20 protein-coding genes and 1 rRNA gene are annotated in these 17,515 nt (G+C 41.1%); 20 read left to right on the forward strand and 1 reads right to left on the reverse strand.

Translation table 11 applies throughout. The features are described from left to right. The first annotated feature begins 7 nt into the window (after positions 1-7). The 14 genes from rrf (at position 8) to rsmI (ending at position 9,593) form a co-directional block, all read left to right on the forward strand. Positions 8-123 (forward strand): 5S ribosomal RNA (gene rrf, locus UJ203_RS20295). 180 nt (positions 124-303) lie between these two features. Beyond that, entirely contained in the window at positions 304-498 is a 195-nt protein-coding gene (locus tag UJ203_RS20300; protein WP_322013555.1) for a sigma factor G inhibitor Gin, read from the forward strand. 141 nt (positions 499-639) lie between these two features. Further along, entirely contained in the window at positions 640-1,254 is a 615-nt protein-coding gene (locus UJ203_RS20305; protein WP_059291684.1) for a 5-bromo-4-chloroindolyl phosphate hydrolysis family protein, read from the forward strand. A gap of 17 nt (positions 1,255-1,271) precedes the next feature. Next, positions 1,272-2,429: a toxic anion resistance protein gene (locus tag UJ203_RS20310; RefSeq protein WP_322013557.1), complete on the forward strand. Its 1,158-nt coding sequence runs from the start codon at positions 1,272-1,274 to the stop codon at positions 2,427-2,429. Between the two features lie 84 nt (positions 2,430-2,513). Beyond that, positions 2,514-3,953: an aminotransferase class I/II-fold pyridoxal phosphate-dependent enzyme gene (locus UJ203_RS20315; RefSeq protein WP_322013559.1), complete on the forward strand. Its 1,440-nt coding sequence runs from the start codon at positions 2,514-2,516 to the stop codon at positions 3,951-3,953. Further along, positions 3,950-4,588: a dTMP kinase gene (gene tmk, locus UJ203_RS20320; RefSeq protein ID WP_024123605.1), complete on the forward strand. Its 639-nt coding sequence runs from the start codon at positions 3,950-3,952 to the stop codon at positions 4,586-4,588. Before UJ203_RS20315 ends, tmk begins: the two co-directional genes overlap by 4 nt. 74 nt (positions 4,589-4,662) lie before the next feature. Continuing rightward, positions 4,663-4,992 (forward strand): cyclic di-AMP receptor DarA, encoded by a 330-nt coding sequence (gene darA, locus UJ203_RS20325; protein WP_003218295.1) that lies wholly within the window; start codon positions 4,663-4,665, stop codon positions 4,990-4,992. 12 nt (positions 4,993-5,004) lie between these two features. Beyond that, a complete protein-coding gene (locus tag UJ203_RS20330; protein WP_322013563.1) occupies positions 5,005-5,445 on the forward strand; it encodes a YaaR family protein in 441 nt (146 codons plus the stop codon). A gap of 11 nt (positions 5,446-5,456) precedes the next feature. Then, positions 5,457-6,446: a DNA polymerase III subunit delta' gene (gene holB / locus UJ203_RS20335; RefSeq protein ID WP_044153513.1), complete on the forward strand. Its 990-nt coding sequence runs from the start codon at positions 5,457-5,459 to the stop codon at positions 6,444-6,446. A gap of 2 nt (positions 6,447-6,448) precedes the next feature. Continuing rightward, complete coding sequence (gene ricT, locus UJ203_RS20340) at positions 6,449-7,276, forward strand: competence/sporulation regulator complex protein RicT (protein ID WP_322013566.1); 828 nt, start codon at positions 6,449-6,451, stop codon at positions 7,274-7,276. 14 nt (positions 7,277-7,290) lie between these two features. Then, entirely contained in the window at positions 7,291-7,650 is a 360-nt protein-coding gene (gene yabA, locus UJ203_RS20345; RefSeq protein WP_010332687.1) for a replication initiation-control protein YabA, read from the forward strand. A 60-nt stretch (positions 7,651-7,710) separates the two neighbouring features. Then, the gene (locus tag UJ203_RS20350) at positions 7,711-8,454 is read left to right on the forward strand and encodes a tRNA1(Val) (adenine(37)-N6)-methyltransferase (protein ID WP_069487697.1); all 744 of its coding nucleotides are present in this window, start codon (positions 7,711-7,713) and stop codon (positions 8,452-8,454) included. Then, positions 8,441-8,740 carry a GIY-YIG nuclease family protein gene (locus tag UJ203_RS20355; protein ID WP_010332689.1) on the forward strand — a complete coding sequence of 100 codons (300 nt, stop codon included), beginning with the start codon at positions 8,441-8,443 and terminating at the stop codon, positions 8,738-8,740. Before UJ203_RS20350 ends, UJ203_RS20355 begins: the two co-directional genes overlap by 14 nt. Further along, complete coding sequence (gene rsmI, locus UJ203_RS20360) at positions 8,715-9,593, forward strand: 16S rRNA (cytidine(1402)-2'-O)-methyltransferase (protein WP_105955706.1); 879 nt, start codon at positions 8,715-8,717, stop codon at positions 9,591-9,593. Before UJ203_RS20355 ends, rsmI begins: the two co-directional genes overlap by 26 nt. 49 nt (positions 9,594-9,642) lie before the next feature. Here the strand turns inward: rsmI and abrB are convergent, their stop codons facing one another. Continuing rightward, positions 9,643-9,933 (reverse strand): transition state genes transcriptional regulator AbrB, encoded by a 291-nt coding sequence (gene abrB, locus UJ203_RS20365; RefSeq protein WP_003226760.1) that lies wholly within the window; start codon positions 9,931-9,933, stop codon positions 9,643-9,645. Positions 9,934-10,429: 496 nt separating this feature from the next. Here abrB and metG point away from each other — a divergent pair, with 496 nt between their 5' ends. The 6 genes from metG to prtG all read left to right on the forward strand — a co-directional run bounded on the left by metG (position 10,430) and on the right by prtG (position 17,349). Then, complete coding sequence (gene metG / locus UJ203_RS20370) at positions 10,430-12,424, forward strand: methionine--tRNA ligase (RefSeq protein ID WP_202853368.1); 1,995 nt, start codon at positions 10,430-10,432, stop codon at positions 12,422-12,424. Between the two features lie 78 nt (positions 12,425-12,502). Beyond that, complete coding sequence (locus UJ203_RS20375) at positions 12,503-13,270, forward strand: TatD family hydrolase (protein ID WP_322013578.1); 768 nt, start codon at positions 12,503-12,505, stop codon at positions 13,268-13,270. Positions 13,271-13,515: 245 nt separating this feature from the next. Then, positions 13,516-14,739 carry a ubiquitin-like domain-containing protein gene (locus UJ203_RS20380; RefSeq protein ID WP_322013617.1) on the forward strand — a complete coding sequence of 408 codons (1,224 nt, stop codon included), beginning with the start codon at positions 13,516-13,518 and terminating at the stop codon, positions 14,737-14,739. A gap of 144 nt (positions 14,740-14,883) precedes the next feature. Next, positions 14,884-15,444, forward strand: a complete 561-nt coding sequence (gene rnmV, locus UJ203_RS20385; RefSeq protein WP_044153503.1) for a ribonuclease M5 — start codon at positions 14,884-14,886, stop codon at positions 15,442-15,444. Next, entirely contained in the window at positions 15,437-16,315 is an 879-nt protein-coding gene (rsmA, locus tag UJ203_RS20390; RefSeq protein WP_024123614.1) for a 16S rRNA (adenine(1518)-N(6)/adenine(1519)-N(6))-dimethyltransferase RsmA, read from the forward strand. Before rnmV ends, rsmA begins: the two co-directional genes overlap by 8 nt. A 161-nt stretch (positions 16,316-16,476) precedes the next feature. Further along, positions 16,477-17,349, forward strand: coding sequence for a sporulation-specific protease PrtG (prtG, locus tag UJ203_RS20395; protein ID WP_024123615.1), 873 nt, complete (start codon positions 16,477-16,479; stop codon positions 17,347-17,349). The last annotated feature ends 166 nt before the right edge of the window (positions 17,350-17,515 follow it).

Here is a 17,515-nt window from a genome sequence, read left to right on the forward strand (position 1 = left end):
TCAATTGTTTGGTGGCGATAGCGAAGAGGTCACACCCGTTCCCATGCCGAACACGGAAGTTAAGCTCTTCAGCGCCGATGGTAGTCGGGGGTTTCCCCCTGTGAGAGTAGGACGCCGCCAAGCAAGGGTAAAACCCAGCTCATTGAGCTGGGTTTTTTGTTTGTCCAAATACAAGTGAAATCAAAACAATACAAACACCGACAGCTTATATAGCCCATATACTGATCTCAAGATTCCAAAAGATCTAAATAATGTATACAATAACAGGTTTCAGGAAAGGCTAATTGTACGGAGGTGGGGATGATGGACGAAACGGTTAAACACCATAAAACATGTATTATTTGCGAACAAGAGAAAAGCAGAGGGATTCATCTTTATACAAAATTCATATGCTTAGATTGTGAGAGAAAAGTAATTTCTACAGCAACTTCCGATCCTGACTATGCCTTTTATGTCAAAAAACTAAAGAGCATTCATACACCGCCATTATATTCTTAGACCTGAGAAGGTCTTTTTTTGTACCATTTTTCACTTTATATAAAGCAATGGATACGATAAAAGAACATGAAACTTGTTTAGGGACTAAACGTAGTAGATAATAATGTTAAATATGAAATACTCACAGGAGTCGATGAAGTGATGCATAGATTTCTTCAATTTTTGATATGGAGTTTCACAAGCAGTGCGACTTTTGTTTTCATAGGATTATTGAGTTTTTTTGGTTTTAACCAATCACTTTTTTTATCTTTTGTATATGGCGTTTCATCAGCAGCTCTCGTATACACAGCGGGTTTGTGGAATTCAAGACGATTATTTCTTAAAAAACATGAACTGACGGGAAGAGAATATGCGTACATCAAGAAAAATCTTGAGGAAGCAAGGCAAAAAATAATCCGTCTTAGAAAAGCTTTATTTCAGGCGAAAAGTATCCAGATGTTTAAGCAAAATGCAGAGATGCTGAGACTTGTCAGAAGGATCTATATATTAACCAAAAAAGAGCCAAAACGGTTTTATCGGGCTGAGCGTTTCTTTTATCAGACTCTAGATTCTGTTGTGGAACTGACTGAGAAATATGCTTTTCTTTCTTCTCATCCGAAAAAAAACAAAGAGCTTTCGATGTCGTTGAGTGAAGTGCGTATCACACTTGCTGAATTGACGAAGCGTTTAGAAGAAGATTTAACTCAATTAATGGGCGACGAAATTGGTGAACTGCAATTTGAATTAGATGCAGCGAAGCATTCTTTGAAAAAATAACGGAAGGGGCAAGGACGGTGAATAAAGATCGAAGCGAACTTCAAATAGACGGATTGTTGGCAGACCCTTTTGGGGATATCGAAATACCAAAGGGGGAGGCTGTCGAATCAGGGAAGCAGCCAGTGCGGCTTGTCGATGTTCTGCCCGAAGAAAACAAAGAAAAAGCATACCAGCTGGCTGAACAGATTGATCATAACAATATGAATAGTATTGTCTTATACGGTTCACAAGCTCAGTCTAAGCTGCTGAATTTTTCTCATACGATGATTGATCATGTTCAAAAGAAGGACGTCGGGGAAATCGGTGAAATCCTTGGTGAGCTGATGAAAAAGCTGGAACAAGTAAATCCAGATGAACTGCAGTCTAAGAAAAAAGGTTTTTTGGCACGCATGTTTGGGAAAATGTCTCATTCTCTTCAGGAGGTACTGTCAAAGTATCAAAAGACCAGCGTGCAGATAGACAGAATCAGTTTAAAACTTGAGCATTCAAAAAATGCATTACTCAGTGATAATAAGCTGTTAGAGCAGTTATATAATAAAAACAAAGAATATTTTTCTGCACTGAATGTTTATATTGCTGCTGGTGAATTAAAGCTCGATGAATTAAGAACGAAAACAATTCCTGAACTGAAACGACAGGCCGAATCAAGTGAACATAATCAAATGGCCGTTCAAGAAGTGAACGATTTGATCCAATTTGCTGACCGACTGGATAAAAGAGTGCACGATTTGCTCCTGAGCAGGCAAATTACGATACAAAGCGCTCCGCAAATCAGGTTAATTCAAAATACGAATCAGGCATTAGCTGAAAAAATCCAGTCATCCATTGTAACTGCAATCCCGCTTTGGAAAAACCAAGTAGCGATTGCATTGACACTTTTAAGGCAGCGAAACGCTGTGGATGCACAGCAAAAAGTATCCGATACAACAAATGAACTTTTGTTAAAAAACGCGGAGCTTTTAAAAACGAATACAATTGAAACAGTGAAAGCCAACGAACGAGGGCTTGTTGATATTGATACCTTAAAGAAGGTACAGGAAAGCTTAATCAATACGCTTGAAGAAACGCTGACGATTCAAGAAGAAGGGCGGATCAAACGCCGACAGGCTGAAGAAGAGCTCATGATGATGGAAGGCGATTTGAAGCAAAAGCTGCTTGCGATAAAGGAAAGGTAGTTTACCAGTAAGACTTAGCTTTAAGTTCTGTCATAGGAACGATATAATAAAGAGTAAGAATACACATTCAAAAGGATTGTTTTAATGAACACACCTTTATATCATGCACTGATTCAACATGCGAGAAGGAATTCTCATTCATTTCACGTTCCGGGACATCACAATGGAGATGTCTTTTTTGATGAGGCTAAGACCATATACAACCCGCTTCTTACAATTGACCTGACTGAACTATCGGGGCTTGATGATTTGCATCATCCTTCAGGTGTGATTAAGGAAGCCCAAGATCTTGTCAGCCAATTGTATGGATCGGCAGAAAGTTTTTTTCTTGTGAACGGCACGACTGTCGGAAACTTAGCGATGATTTTATCAGTTTGTGATCCTGGAGATACGATCCTGATCCAAAGAAACTGCCATAAATCTGTCTTTCATGCTGTTGATTTGGCTGGAGCTGAGCCGGTTTATCTCGCACCTGACATTGATGAAATAATGCATGTGCCTACGCATGTTCCGCTTGATACGATGAAAGAAGCTCTAAAGGCATATCCAAATGCGAAGGGGTTGGTGCTGACCAATCCCACATACTATGGACATAGCGCGGATTTGACTGAAATCATTTCAGAGGCCCATCAATACGGGATTCCTGTGCTGGTGGATGAAGCGCATGGCGCGCACTTTGTTTTAGGCAAGCCTTTCCCGGCTTCAGCGTTGCAAATGGGAGCAGATATTGTTGTTCAGTCGGCGCACAAAACGCTGCCTGCCATGACGATGGGGTCTTATTTGCACCTCAATAGCAACAAGATTGAACGGAACCGGGTAGCGGATTACTTGAATCGTTTACAAAGCAGCAGCCCATCTTATCCGATAATGGCTTCATTGGATCTTGCCCGCGCTTATGTGCAGCATATGATAGAGGAACAAAAGCTTTCTGACGTTCTGCAGCATATTCAATCGATTAAACAAACGTTTGATTCACTTGCATATGCTGAAGCGGTTGAACCGGCCAATCAACGGTTTACAACGGATCCGCTGAAGCTCACCATTCGTTCCAAATGCGGCCATTCAGGTTTTACACTGCAAAAAATATTAGAGCGTGTCAACATATTCACAGAGCTTGCCGATGAAAATCAGGTGTTGCTTGTTCTCCCTTTGGGAGGAAAACAGAGAATCGATTCTGAAACAATTAAGAACATTGATCATGAGATCGAAAAGACTCCATCGGACCAGATGAATGTTTCTGCAGAATGGGAAGCACAGCCTATTACTGTAATGCCTTATCCGAAAAAGGTTTTAAACACGTTACAGAAAGAATATGTGGGTTTTGATAAAGCGGCAGGCCGGCTGAATGCAGAGGATGTTATACCTTATCCGCCGGGAATTCCGATGATTATGGCAGGCGAAAGAATCACAAGGGAAAGCGTACAAAAGCTCAGCCGCTTGATCAGCATGAAAACGCATGTTCAAGGGAATATGAAAATCAATGAGAAGCAATTACTTGTTTATATAGAAGAGGAGAAATCATGAGCGGTTTATTTATTACATTTGAAGGTCCTGAAGGCGCGGGAAAAACGACTGTACTGCAGGAAATAAAAAAGATACTGGCAGCAGAAGGCCTTCAGGTTACAGCAACACGGGAACCAGGCGGCATAGATATCGCAGAACAAATTCGAGAAGTTATTCTAAACGAGAACAACACGTTAATGGACCCGAAAACAGAAGCTCTCTTATATGCAGCTGCAAGACGTCAGCATTTAGTTGAAAAAGTAACACCTGCTTTAGAGCAGGGGCATATTGTACTTTGTGACAGATTCATAGACAGTTCACTCGCATACCAAGGATATGCAAGAGGCCTTGGGATTGATGAGGTTCTTTCGATTAACCAATTCGCCATTGGAGATATGATGCCTCATGTCACAATTTATTTTTCAATTGATCCGGAAGAGGGTCTGAAGCGTATTGATGCGAACGGCTCTCGGGAGAAAAACCGGCTCGATCTGGAAAAGTTGAGCTTCCATACAAAGGTTCAGGAAGGTTATCGGGAGCTGATGAAGCGTTTTCCAGAAAGATTTCATTCAGTTGATGCAGCACAATCGAAAGACCTCGTTGTTCAGGACGTTCTAAAGGTTATCAATGAAGCGTTGAAAAAAATTCAATTGTGACCTGTTTCTCATTAATTGATATAATAATGTAAACGAGATCATTGTTGTTTCCAATCTAAAGGAGGCCTTTACAGATGAAATTAATAGTGGCAGTTGTACAAGATCAGGACAGCAACAGACTTTTGAAAACTTTAACAGATCACAACTTTAGAGTCACAAAGCTTGCGACGACGGGAGGATTTCTTAAATCAGGCAATACAACGTTTATGATTGGTGTCGAGGATATACGCGTCGATAAAGCATTGAGCCTCATTAAAGAAAACGGACAGAAACGTGATCAGATGATTGCTCCTGTATCTCCAATGGGCGGAAATGCTGATTCATATGTCCCTTATCCAGTCGAAGTTGAAGTTGGCGGAGCGACAGTGTTTGTCCTTCCAGTCGATGAATTTCATCAATTTTAAGGATTTGAAACTGTGAAAATTAATAAAGATATACGCACATTTATAGATAATAAGCAGCTTCCTTCTATGAAAACAGCTGAGATTTCAGCATCCTTTAAAACATCAATGGAGAACCAAAGCAGCAAATTGAAGTTTGATCAGCTGACCAGGATGTTAACGGACATAGAAGCATTTGGGAAAAGACTGACGAAATCACGGAATTTTAAAGACTTGGCAAGATTTAAAGGGCTTGTGAAACGTTTTGTCAAAGAAGCTGTTGACAGCGGCCTTTCACATGAAACGTCGAAAAGCTTTGATCTTTACGGAAACAGCAGAACGCTGGGACTCGTGAAAGAAATAGACGAGAAATTGATAAAGCTTACTGAAGAGATGATGGATCAGGAAAAACTGGCAATTGATTTGCTGGAGCGTATTGGCGAAATAAAAGGTTTATTGATTAACCTTTACACATAGAGAGTGATACAATGGCAATATCCTGGAAGGAAATGACCGAGCTTCAGCCCAGAGTAATGAAGCTTTTATATAATAGTATTGAGAAGGACAGACTATCACACGCTTATTTATTTGAGGGCAAAAAAGGAACAGGCAAGCTGGAGGCCGCAATGCTTCTTGCGAAAAGCTTTTTTTGTCTGGAAGACGGAGCAGAGCCTTGTGAGAACTGCAGAAATTGTAAGCGGATTGAGTCGGGGAACCACCCTGATCTCCATCTGGTCCAGCCTGATGGGTTATCGATTAAAAAGGCGCAAATTCAAGCGCTGCAAGAAGAGTTTTCTAAAACAGGGCTTGAATCGCATAAAAAGCTGTACATCATATCCCATGCAGATCAAATGACGGCTAATGCAGCAAACAGCCTGCTGAAGTTTTTAGAGGAACCGAACAGAGACACAATGGCCATCCTTATTACTGAGCAGCCTCAAAGGTTATTGGATACCATCATTTCTAGATGCCAAACCCTTCCTTTTCAGCCTTTGCAGCCCAAAGCAATTGAAGACCGACTGATAGAACAGGACGTCTCGCCACATATGGCGAGGCTCCTGGCGAACATGACCAACAATGTAGCAGAAGCAGTCGAATTAAGTCGAAATGATGAGTTTGCAGAGTCTAGAGCGAAAGTGATAAAATTGTATGAAGTCTTACACCAGCGGAAAGGACATGCCTTTTTCTTTATTCAAGATCAATGGATGCCCTTTTTCAAAGAAAAAACCCATCAAGAAATGGGTCTTGATATGCTCTTATTGATATATCGCGATGTGTTGTCCATCCAAATAGGAAATGAAGATAAATTGATTTATCAAGACTTATTCCAATCAATAAAACAGCATGCGCTACAATCAACACAACAAAGCGTTACGAACCAGATACTTGCTGTTTTAGAAGCAAAGAAACGGCTTCATTCCAATGTGAATGTGCAGGGATTAATGGAGCACTTGGTGTTAATGTTGCAGGAGGGATAAGCTTGTACAATGTAATTGGCGTCCGCTTTAAAAAAGCGGGTAAAATATATTATTTCGATCCGAATGGATTTCATATAGAACAAGACAGCTGCGTAATTGTAGAAACTGTCAGAGGCGTTGAGTACGGCCATGTTGTTGTCGCGAATAAACAGGTGGATGAGCATGATGTTGTGCTTCCGCTCCGTAAAGTGATACGTGTGGCTGACGAGCGCGATCTTCTCATTGTAGAAGAAAATAAACAAGAAGCTTTATCAGCATTTGAAATATGCCAAAAGAAAGTGATAGATCACGGCTTGGATATGAAGCTGGTCGATGTGGAGTTTACGTTCGACCGTAATAAAGTGATTTTTTACTTCACTGCTGACGGCCGAGTAGACTTCAGAGAACTTGTAAAGGATTTAGCCTCCATCTTTAAAACAAGGATTGAGCTTCGCCAGATTGGGGTGAGAGATGAGGCAAAAATGCTCGGAGGAATAGGTCCTTGCGGCAGAATGCTTTGCTGTTCAACATTCCTCGGAGATTTTGAACCTGTGTCCATTAAGATGGCGAAGGATCAGAACCTATCCTTAAATCCAACAAAGATTTCTGGTCTTTGCGGACGTCTGATGTGCTGTCTGAAATACGAAAACGATGAGTATGAGACTGCAAAGGAACAGCTTCCGGATATAGGGGAAATGATTACGACAGCAAACGGGCCTGCAAAAGTCGTCGGGCTGAATATTCTGGAACGGGTGCTTCAGGTGGAACTGATGAACCGTGAAAAAGTGATAGAATATACTTGGGAAGAGCTCTTGGAAGAGGGCGTCGTATCCGCACAAACCACAGATTAACGAGGTGTGGAACCTTGGATAAAAAAGAGTTATTTGATACCGTCATTAACTTAGAAGAACAAATCGGCTCGCTTTACCGGCAGCTGGGGGATTTAAAGCAGCATATCGGTGAGATGATTGAAGAAAATCATCATTTACAGCTTGAAAATAAGCATTTGCGTAAACGGCTGGACGATACGACGCAGCAGATTGAAAAGTTTAAAGCTGATAAAAAAGAATCAAAAACACAGAAGACAGAGCAAGCTGATATAGGGGAAGGATATGATAATCTGGCACGTCTGTATCAGGAAGGATTCCATATCTGTAACGTCCACTATGGAAGCGTCAGAAAAGAAGATTGTCTTTTCTGCCTGTCATTCTTAAATAAAAAATAAGGAAAAAGGCTTCCGCATCAGACGGAAGCCTTTTTCAAAGGTGCTGGAAAGGATAAGAAAATGGTTTCATTACATGACGATGAAAGATTAGATTATTTGCTGGCAGAGGATATGAAGATCATACAAAGTCCAACGGTGTTTGCTTTTTCATTGGACGCTGTGCTTCTCTCCAAATTTGCGTATGTTCCGATTCAAAAAGGAAAAATTGTTGATTTGTGCACCGGCAACGGCATTGTGCCGCTGCTGCTGAGTACAAGGTCAAAAGCAGATATCCTTGGTGTTGAAATTCAAGAAAGATTGCATGATATGGCTGTCCGCAGTGTGGAATATAACAAACTGGAGGATCAAATTCAAATCATACATGATGATCTGAAAAACATGCCTGAAAAGCTGGGGCATAATAGATATGATGTTGTTACCTGCAACCCGCCTTATTTTAAAACACCGAAACAGGCCGAACAAAATTTGAATGAACATCTCCGTATCGCAAGACATGAAATTCACTGTACATTGGAAGATGTCATTTCAGTCAGCAGTAAATTGCTAAAGCAAGGAGGAAAGGCAGCGCTCGTTCACCGGCCGGGCCGGCTTCTCGAAATTTTTGAATTAATGAAGGCTTATCAAATTGAGCCGAAGCGTGTTCAGTTTGTCTATCCGAAACAAGGGAAGGAAGCCAATACCATTTTGGTTGAAGGCATAAAAGGCGGGCGTCCAGATTTGAAAATACTTCCTCCGCTGTTCGTGTATAACGAACAAAATGAATATACAAAAGAAATCAGGACCATTTTATATGGAGACAAATAACCATTTCTTTTATGTTGTACAATGCAAAGATAACAGCTGGTATGCAGGGTATACCAACGATCTGCAGAAACGGCTGAAAACTCACAACGATGGAAAGGGCGCAAAGTATACAAAAGCAAGACGCCCGGTTGATTTAATTTTTGCTGAGGCATTTGCAACGAAGCGGGAAGCCATGCAGGCGGAATATTACTTTAAAAAACTGACCCGCAGAAAAAAAGAGCTTTATATAGAAGAAAAACGGAACAGCAAGGAGGCTGTATATGTTAAGGCGCCAGATGAGCTTTAATGGAAAGTCGGATATGGGGATTCTTTATTTGGTTCCGACACCTATCGGAAATCTAGAGGATATGACATTTCGTGCGATCGAAACGCTGAAATCAGTGGATGCGATCGCTGCAGAAGATACGAGGCAAACAAAAAAGCTTTGCCATGTATATGAAATTGAAACACCGCTTGTCAGTTATCACGAACACAATAAAGAAAGCAGCGGCCACAAAATCATTGAATGGCTGAAGTCCGGGAAAAACATAGCGCTGGTCAGTGACGCCGGACTGCCGACAATTTCTGATCCTGGAGCGGAAATCGTCAAGGACTTTACGGAAATGGGCGGTTATGTTGTTCCTCTGCCGGGGGCCAATGCCGCATTAACAGCGCTTATCGCTTCAGGAATTGTACCGCAGCCTTTCTTTTTCTACGGATTTCTCAACAGGCAGAAAAAAGAAAAGAAGAAAGAACTCGATGTCCTCAAAAAACGGCAAGAAACGATTATTTTTTATGAAGCACCTCACCGATTGAAGGAAACCCTGTCTGTGATGTTAGACATATTAGGGGATCGGGACATTGCGGTGACACGTGAACTTACTAAGAAATATGAAGAGTTTATAAGAGGAACAATATCCGAAGTGATAGACTGGGCAAATGAGGATCAGATCCGCGGTGAGTTTTGTCTTGTGGTCGAAGGCAATAAAGCTGAGGAAGCAGATGAAGAAACACATTGGTGGGAGAACCTCTCTGGAAAAGAACATGTCGAGCATTACATCTCAAAGGGAGCGACATCAAAAGAAGCCATTAAAAAAGCGGCTGTAGATCGTAACGTCCCAAAACGTGAAATGTATGATGCATACCATATTCAGCAATAAAAAAAACGTTCTTGTGTCATAACAAGAACGTTTTTTGTGTAAAAAATGATTATTTAAGGTTTTGAAGCTGGTTTTGGATTTCGCTGATGATTTGCTCAGCGCCTTCTTTGCTTAGTACCAATTTGCCGCCAGCAAGTTTAAGGTTATCGTCAGAAACTTCACCAGTCACTTGGCAAGTCATGTTTGGTTTATATTTTTTAAGGATGATTTTTTCATCATCAACATAAATTTCAAGAGCATCTTTTTCTGCGATTCCAAGAGTACGACGCAGTTCGATAGGAATCACTACACGTCCTAATTCATCAACTTTACGCACAATACCAGTAGATTTCATAAACATTCTCCTCCCAAGAGATAATTATTGTTTAAATTATATTTTTCTTCGTCATTATTCGACAAAATCCTTACCTTCATAGCATAACAAGGTTTCCAATAATCGTCAATCCTTTTGTTTACTATTGATTGTAAGATTTAGTTCTTATAGTCAGTAATGGCTTTGAAAATACCGGAATAACAGCATTTTATAATTTTCTAATAAAGCTATTATCCTATGAAAAATCCTTTTAAATCAAGACTTTCGAACCAAGGTTTTTTATACCGTAAGATTATATACGACAAAATTCGACATGAACAGACTTTTTTTATTTTCATTAAACATTTTTAATTTTAATTATTCTTTTTAGGGGCATACGTATATATCCTTGATCTTAAAGGCTAAGATGGTATCATAGATAAAGGATAAATATAAAAGTAGGTAATCATATATGATTTGCACTTATCGCCGCTCTCGTCCTTTGGGCGGGAGCTTTTTGACATTCTGATTGGGAGGTTTCAAGATGCCGCAAGAAAACAATACATTTTATATTACAACACCGATTTATTATCCGAGCGGAAAATTACATATCGGCCATGCGTATACAACAGTCGCGGGTGACGCAATGGCTCGCTACAAACGATTAAAAGGCTTTGATGTTCGCTATTTAACGGGAACGGACGAGCATGGGCAGAAGATCCAGCAAAAAGCTGAACAGGAAAACATTACGCCTCAGGAGTATGTGGATCGCGCAGCGGCAGATATTCAGAAACTGTGGAAACAGCTTGAAATCTCAAACGATGACTTTATCCGCACAACTGAAAAACGGCATAAAGTCGTCATAGAAAAGGTGTTTCAAAAGCTTCTTGATAACGGGGACATCTATCTTGATGAATACGAGGGCTGGTACAGTATCCCTGATGAAACATTCTATACGGAAACTCAGCTTGTGGATATTGAACGAAATGAAAAGGGTGAGGTTATTGGCGGGAAAAGCCCTGACAGCGGGCACCCTGTCGAATTGATCAAAGAGGAATCCTATTTCTTCCGTATGGGAAAATATGCTGACCGTCTTTTAAAATTCTATGAAGAAAACCCAACCTTCATTCAGCCGGAGTCACGTAAAAACGAGATGATTAACAACTTCATCAAACCCGGCCTTGAGGATTTAGCTGTTTCACGCACCACATTTGACTGGGGTGTGAAGGTGCCGGAAAATCCAAAACATGTTGTGTATGTTTGGATCGACGCACTATTCAACTATTTAACAGCACTCGGTTATGATACAGAAAATGATGAGCTATATCAAAAATATTGGCCTGCCGATGTTCATTTAGTTGGTAAGGAAATTGTGCGATTCCATACCATTTATTGGCCGATTATGCTGATGGCTCTGGATCTTCCGCTGCCGAAGCAAGTATTTGCGCATGGCTGGCTTTTGATGAAAGACGGAAAAATGTCGAAATCCAAAGGCAATGTTGTTGATCCAGTCACACTCATCGAACGCTACGGTTTAGACGAGCTTCGTTATTACCTGCTTCGCGAAGTGCCATTTGGATCTGACGGTGTCTTCACGCCGGAAGGTTTTGTTGAACGGATTAACTATGACTTAGCGAATGATTTAGGTAACCTTTTGAATCGTACTGTTGCTATGATCAATAAATATTTTGACGGGCAAATCGGTTCTTATAAAGGTGCCGTAACGGAATTTGACCAGACGCTTTCTTCCGTGGCTGAGGAAACAGTGAAATCATATGAAAAAGCAATGGAAAATATGGAGTTCTCGGTCGCTCTTTCAACGTTATGGCAGTTGATCAGCCGTACTAATAAATACATTGACGAAACGGCTCCATGGGTTCTTGCCAAAGATCCTGAAAAAGAAAAAGAACTGCAGTCGGTTATGTATCACCTTGCTGAATCATTGCGTATTTCAGCCGTACTGCTTCAGCCGTTCCTGACAAAAACACCGGTAAAAATGTTTGAGCAGCTGGGCATCACGGATGATGCTTTAAAAGCCTGGGACAGCATTACTGCTTTCGGTCAGCTTAAAGATACAAAAGTGGAAAAAGGCGAACCGTTATTCCCGCGTTTAGAGGCAGAAGAAGAAATTGCGTACATCAAAGGGAAAATGCAAGGCTCAGCTCCAGCTAAAGAAGAGAAAAAAGAAGAAGAGCCGCAAGAGGTAGACCGTTTACCTGAAATTACGATCGATCAGTTCATGAATGTCGAACTTCGTGTGGCAGAGGTCATCGAAGCAGAGCCAGTGAAAAAAGCAGACCGCTTACTGAAGCTCCAGCTTGATCTAGGCTTTGAGAAACGCCAAGTCGTATCCGGCATTGCAAAACATTATAAGCCTGAGCAGCTTATTGGAACAAAACTCGTATGTGTAACAAATCTAAAACCGGTTAAGCTGAGAGGAGAGCTTTCTCAAGGAATGATCCTTGCAGGAGAAGCAGACGGCGTATTAAAAGTCGTATCCATCGATCAGTCCTTACCGAAAGGCACAAGAATTAAATAATGATAAACAAAAGGTGTTTCACGTGTAACAATTCGTCGAACACCTTTTGTGTTTCGACAAGAAAGGAGTTTTTCATTTATGTTATTTGACACACATGCGCATTTAAATGCAGAACAATACAATACAGATCTAGAAGAGGTTATTGAGCGGGCGAAAACTGAAAAAGTGGACCGTATTGTAGTCGTCGGTTTTGACCGGCCGACCATTACCCGGGCGATGGAAATGATTGAGGAATATGATTTTATTTATGCTGCCATCGGCTGGCACCCAGTTGATGCTATTGACATGACAGAGGAAGATTTGGCTTGGATTAAAGAGCTTTCTTCTCATGAAAAAGTGGTAGCGATAGGAGAAATGGGCCTGGATTATCATTGGGATAAATCTCCTAAAGATGTTCAAAAAGAAGTATTCAGAAAACAAATTGCCTTGGCGAAAGAGGTCAATCTTCCTATTATTATTCACAACCGTGATGCGACAGAGGATGTTGTTACCATTTTGAAAGAGGAAGGCGCAGACGAAGTCGGCGGCATCATGCATTGCTTTACGGGCAGTATCGAAGTTGCAAGAGAATGTATGAAGATGAATTTTTATTTGTCATTTGGCGGTCCTGTCACCTTCAAAAATGCGAAGAAACCGAAGGAAGTTGTAAAGGAAATTCCGAATGATAGGCTGCTGATTGAAACGGACTGTCCGTTTCTTACACCAACTCCTTTTCGAGGGAAAAGAAATGAGCCAAGCTATGTAAAATATGTGGCGGAGCAGATTGCTGAATTAAGAGGAACAACCTTTGAAGAAATTGCATCAATCACGACTGAAAATGCAAAAAGACTTTTCCGTATAAACTGACAAAAAACGCTAGCGGGTTTTGTAAGAGCTTGTCCGTTCCGGCGTTTTTCCATAAAAGTTCTACATGCTTTCTTCTCCTCATAGGATAGGTTTGTCGACAAGTCTTTCTTCCGTTTCTCGGTGTGTTTCAGGATAATGAAGAAGACACTGAGCTTTTAGGAGAAGGAGAAGGGAGGGTTGACAGCCTTTTAGATACTCTATATAATCTCTCCGAGGAGAAGGAGGCGTTTTTCATCACACAAAAAATGAAAAAGCTGTTTTCCGTAAAGCTTAGCAAAAGCAAAGTCATTCTGGTTGCTGCTTGTTTGCTGCTGGCGGGAAGCGGGACTGCGTACGCAGCTCATGAGCTGACGAAACAATCAGTCTCAGTTTCTATCAACGGCAAAAAGAAAAATATACGCACACATGCAAAAACAGTCGGTGATCTTTTAGAAACACTCGATATAAAGACAAGAGACGAAGATAAGATCACACCTGCTACAAAGACACAGATAACAGCAGATATGAATGTTGTGTATGAGGCTGCAAAACCTGTGAAGCTTACTTTAAACGGGGAAGAAAAGACATTATGGTCAACAGCAAAAACGGTCGGTGCATTACTGGACGAACAAGATGTTGATGTGAAAGAACACGATCAAATTGATCCTGCAATAGATACAGAAGTTTCGAAAGACATGAAAATTAACATAGAACCTGCGTTCCAAGTCACTGTGAACGATGCAGGGAAAGAAAAGAAGATCTGGACGACTTCGACTACGGTCGCTGACTTTTTAAAACAGCAAAAGATGAACATAAAAGACGAAGATAAAATCAAGCCTGCGTTAGACGAAAAGCTAACGAAAGGAAAGGCTGATATTACAATAACTCGTATCGAAAAGGTCACCGATGTAGTTGAAGAGAAAATAGCGTTTGATGTGAAAAAACAAGAAGACGCTTCTCTTGAAAAAGGGCAAGAAAAGGTCGTCCAAAAAGGAAAAGAAGGCAAGCTCAAAAAACATTATGAAGTCGTAAAGGAAAACGGCGAAGAAGTTTCCAGAGAGCTTGTAAAAGAAGAAACAGCCGAGCAAAGCAAAGATAAAGTGGTTGCGATCGGCACGAAGCAAAGCAGTCCGAAGATTGAAAAGGTCAGTGCTTCTGGCGATTCAAAACCAGTTGTGTCTCGGAGCAATGAATCAACCGGTAAAGTCATGACAGTATCATCTACGGCTTATACGGCAAGCTGCAGCGGATGTTCAGGACATACGGCTACAGGCGTTAATCTGAAAAATAATCCTAATGCAAAAGTCATCGCAGTAGATCCAAATGTCATTCCGCTAGGCTCAAAAGTCCACGTTGAAGGATATGGATACGCCGTTGCTGCTGATACGGGCTCAGCGATTAAAGGCAATAAAATAGATGTCTTTTTCCCTGAGAAATCATCGGCTTACCGATGGGGAAATAAAACAGTTAAAATTAAAATCTTGAATTAATATATACTTATCTATACAGAGGGTTTTGCGCCCTCTGTTTTTTTCGTTATAATAGACGAAGTGTATTTTCTGCTTATTAGACGCTCGAAATATGAAAAAGTTTCATCAATATACAAAAGTTTTTATTTTGTCTTGGAGGAAATAATGAAAATTAAAGAGATCATTGTGGTCGAGGGGCGTGACGATACGGCCCGCATCAAATTGGCTGTTGATGCAGATACAATTGAAACAAATGGTTCAGCCATCGGTGATCATGTGATTGAACAAATCCGTTTGGCTCAGGAAACCAGAGGAGTCATTATCTTAACGGATCCGGATTTTCCGGGAGAAAAAATACGAAAAACCATTTCCGAGGCTGTACCTGGCTGTAAGCATGCATTTTTGCCAAAGCATCTTGCGAAACCTAAGAACAAACGGGGAATTGGCGTAGAGCACGCATCGATTGAAAGCATCAGGGCATGTTTAGAAAACGTTCACGAAGAAATGGAAGCACAGCCGAGTGAAATTTCTGCGGAAGACCTGATTCACGCCGGGCTGATTGGCGGATCTGAAGCAAAGCGCCGCCGTGAACGTCTTGGTGATTTGCTGAAAATCGGATATACAAATGGCAAACAGCTTCAAAAACGGCTGCAAATGTTTCAAATTAAAAAAAGTGATTTTATGAGTGCGCTCGATACCGTCATGCGGGAGGAACAGAATGAATAAAGATATTGCGACACCGATTAGAACGAAAGAGATACTGAAGAAATACGGTTTTTCTTTTAAAAAGAGTTTGGGACAGAATTTCTTAATCGATACGAACATTTTAGACAGAATTGTCGACCACGCCGAAGTGACAGAGAAAACCGGTGTCATTGAAATCGGCCCGGGAATCGGGGCTTTGACTGAACAGCTTGCCAAGCGGGCGAAAAAGGTCGTGGCATTTGAAATTGATCAGCGTTTATTGCCGATCCTTAAAGACACGCTCTCCCCTTATGACAATGTCACTGTCATTCATCAAGATGTGCTTAAGGCTGACGTCAAATCGGTCATTGAAGAGCAATTTAAGGACTGTGATGAGGTGATGGTTGTAGCCAACCTTCCTTATTATGTGACAACGCCGATTATCATGAAGCTGCTTGAAGAAAACCTTCCGCTGAAGGGGATTGTCGTTATGCTGCAAAAGGAAGTGGCCGAACGTATGGCAGCTGATCCTTCATCTAAGGAATACGGTTCACTTTCTATTGCTGTGCAATTTTATACAGAGGCCAAAACGGTGATGATCGTTCCGAAAACGGTATTTGTTCCTCAGCCTAATGTAGATTCTGCAGTCATTCGGCTGATTCGCCGCGACGGCCCGGCAGTGGATGTAGAAAACGAAGCCTTTTTCTTTCAGTTAATTAAGGCGAGTTTTGCTCAGCGCCGTAAAACATTGCTTAATAACTTAGTGAACAATCTGCCTGATGGAAAAGCAAAAAAACCAACGATCGAGCAAGTGCTGGAAGAAACGAATATTGACGGCAAGCGCCGAGGTGAATCCTTGTCTATTGAGGAGTTCGCTGCGCTGTCTAACGGATTGTACAAAGCCCTTTTTTAAAAGGGCTTTTTGTTTTCGCACCACATGGACTGCCGCTACATAGGCTAGAGAAGGACCTTAAAATTCAATGATTAGAAAAACTTGCACTCAGCGAAAAAAGGCGCTTTTCTCAAGGCTCTTTCTTTCATGATGAGGCTTAGTCTATGTGTGGAGTGAGGAACGTGCAATTTCAAATAGGGGATATGGTAGCCAGAAAATCCTATCAAATGGATGTTTTGTTTCGCATTATAGGGATAGAGCAAACAAGTACAGGGAATTCAATCGCCATTTTGCATGGTGACGAAGTCAGGCTGATTGCTGATGCGTATTTTTCTGATTTGGTGGCCGTGCAAAAAGATGAGCAGCTGATGCGAAAAAAGAAAGATGAAAGCAGAATGAATGAATCACTTGAGTTGCTCCGTCAGGATTATAAACTGCTGAGAGAGAAACAGGAGTACTATGCAACAAGCCAGTATCAGCATCAGGAGCACTATTTTCATATGCCGGGCAAGGTGCTTCATATGGATGGTGATGAGGCGTATTTAAAAAAATGCCTGAGTGTCTATAAAAAAATCGGTGTGCCGGTTTACGGCATTCATTGCCACGAAAAGAAAATGTCTGCTTCTATAGAAGAATTGCTCGACAAATATCGACCTGACATCCTGGTGATTACCGGGCATGATGCATACTCCAAGCAAAAGGGCGGCATTGATGATTTGAGCGCATACAGACATTCAAAACACTTTGTCGAAACAGTTCATAAAGCCCGAAAAAAAATCCCTCACTTAGATCAGCTTGTTATTTTTGCGGGGGCTTGTCAATCCCATTTTGAATCACTAATAAGAGCGGGGGCGAATTTCGCGAGTTCTCCTTCAAGAGTAAACATTCACGCTCTTGATCCTGTATATATCGTAGCGAAAATCAGCTTTACACCTTTTATGGAACGAATCAATGTATGGGAAGTGCTTCGGAATACACTGACAAGAGAGAAAGGACTTGGAGGCATTGAAACAAGAGGAGTACTGAGGGTCGGAATGCCTTATAAGTCCAATTAACCCCGGATAGATGATTTATTCGGGGTTTTTATTTTGCATAATGATACATAATTTACCGAAACTTGCAGAAAATATTTGAGGAATCATAGAATTTTGTCAAAATAATTTTGTTGACAACGTCTTATTAACGTTGATATAATTTAAATTTTATTTGACAAAAATGGGC

Source organism: Bacillus sp. V26 (assembly GCF_034296245.1).
Classification (GTDB): Bacteria; Bacillota; Bacilli; order Bacillales; family Bacillaceae; genus Bacillus; species Bacillus halotolerans.

Bases quoted from the DNA above. Each gene is read 5' to 3' on its own strand.
- darA (WP_003218295.1), top strand. From the start codon at position 4,663: ATGAAATTAATAGTGGCAGTTGTACAAGATCAGGACAGCAACAGACTT.
- rnmV (WP_044153503.1), top strand. From the start codon at position 14,884: ATGAAAATTAAAGAGATCATTGTGGTCGAGGGGCGTGACGATACGGCC.
- rsmI (WP_105955706.1), top strand. From the start codon at position 8,715: ATGTTAAGGCGCCAGATGAGCTTTAATGGAAAGTCGGATATGGGGATT.
- UJ203_RS20300 (WP_322013555.1), top strand. From the start codon at position 304: ATGGACGAAACGGTTAAACACCATAAAACATGTATTATTTGCGAACAA.
- holB (WP_044153513.1), top strand. From the start codon at position 5,457: ATGGCAATATCCTGGAAGGAAATGACCGAGCTTCAGCCCAGAGTAATG.
- rsmA (WP_024123614.1), top strand. From the start codon at position 15,437: ATGAATAAAGATATTGCGACACCGATTAGAACGAAAGAGATACTGAAG.
- UJ203_RS20350 (WP_069487697.1), top strand. From the start codon at position 7,711: ATGGTTTCATTACATGACGATGAAAGATTAGATTATTTGCTGGCAGAG.
- metG (WP_202853368.1), top strand. From the start codon at position 10,430: ATGCCGCAAGAAAACAATACATTTTATATTACAACACCGATTTATTAT.
- UJ203_RS20315 (WP_322013559.1), top strand. From the start codon at position 2,514: ATGAACACACCTTTATATCATGCACTGATTCAACATGCGAGAAGGAAT.
- abrB (WP_003226760.1), bottom strand. From the start codon at position 9,933: ATGTTTATGAAATCTACTGGTATTGTGCGTAAAGTTGATGAATTAGGA.
- UJ203_RS20375 (WP_322013578.1), top strand. From the start codon at position 12,503: ATGTTATTTGACACACATGCGCATTTAAATGCAGAACAATACAATACA.
- UJ203_RS20380 (WP_322013617.1), top strand. From the start codon at position 13,516: ATGAAAAAGCTGTTTTCCGTAAAGCTTAGCAAAAGCAAAGTCATTCTG.
- tmk (WP_024123605.1), top strand. From the start codon at position 3,950: ATGAGCGGTTTATTTATTACATTTGAAGGTCCTGAAGGCGCGGGAAAA.
- UJ203_RS20305 (WP_059291684.1), top strand. From the start codon at position 640: ATGCATAGATTTCTTCAATTTTTGATATGGAGTTTCACAAGCAGTGCG.
- UJ203_RS20355 (WP_010332689.1), top strand. From the start codon at position 8,441: ATGGAGACAAATAACCATTTCTTTTATGTTGTACAATGCAAAGATAAC.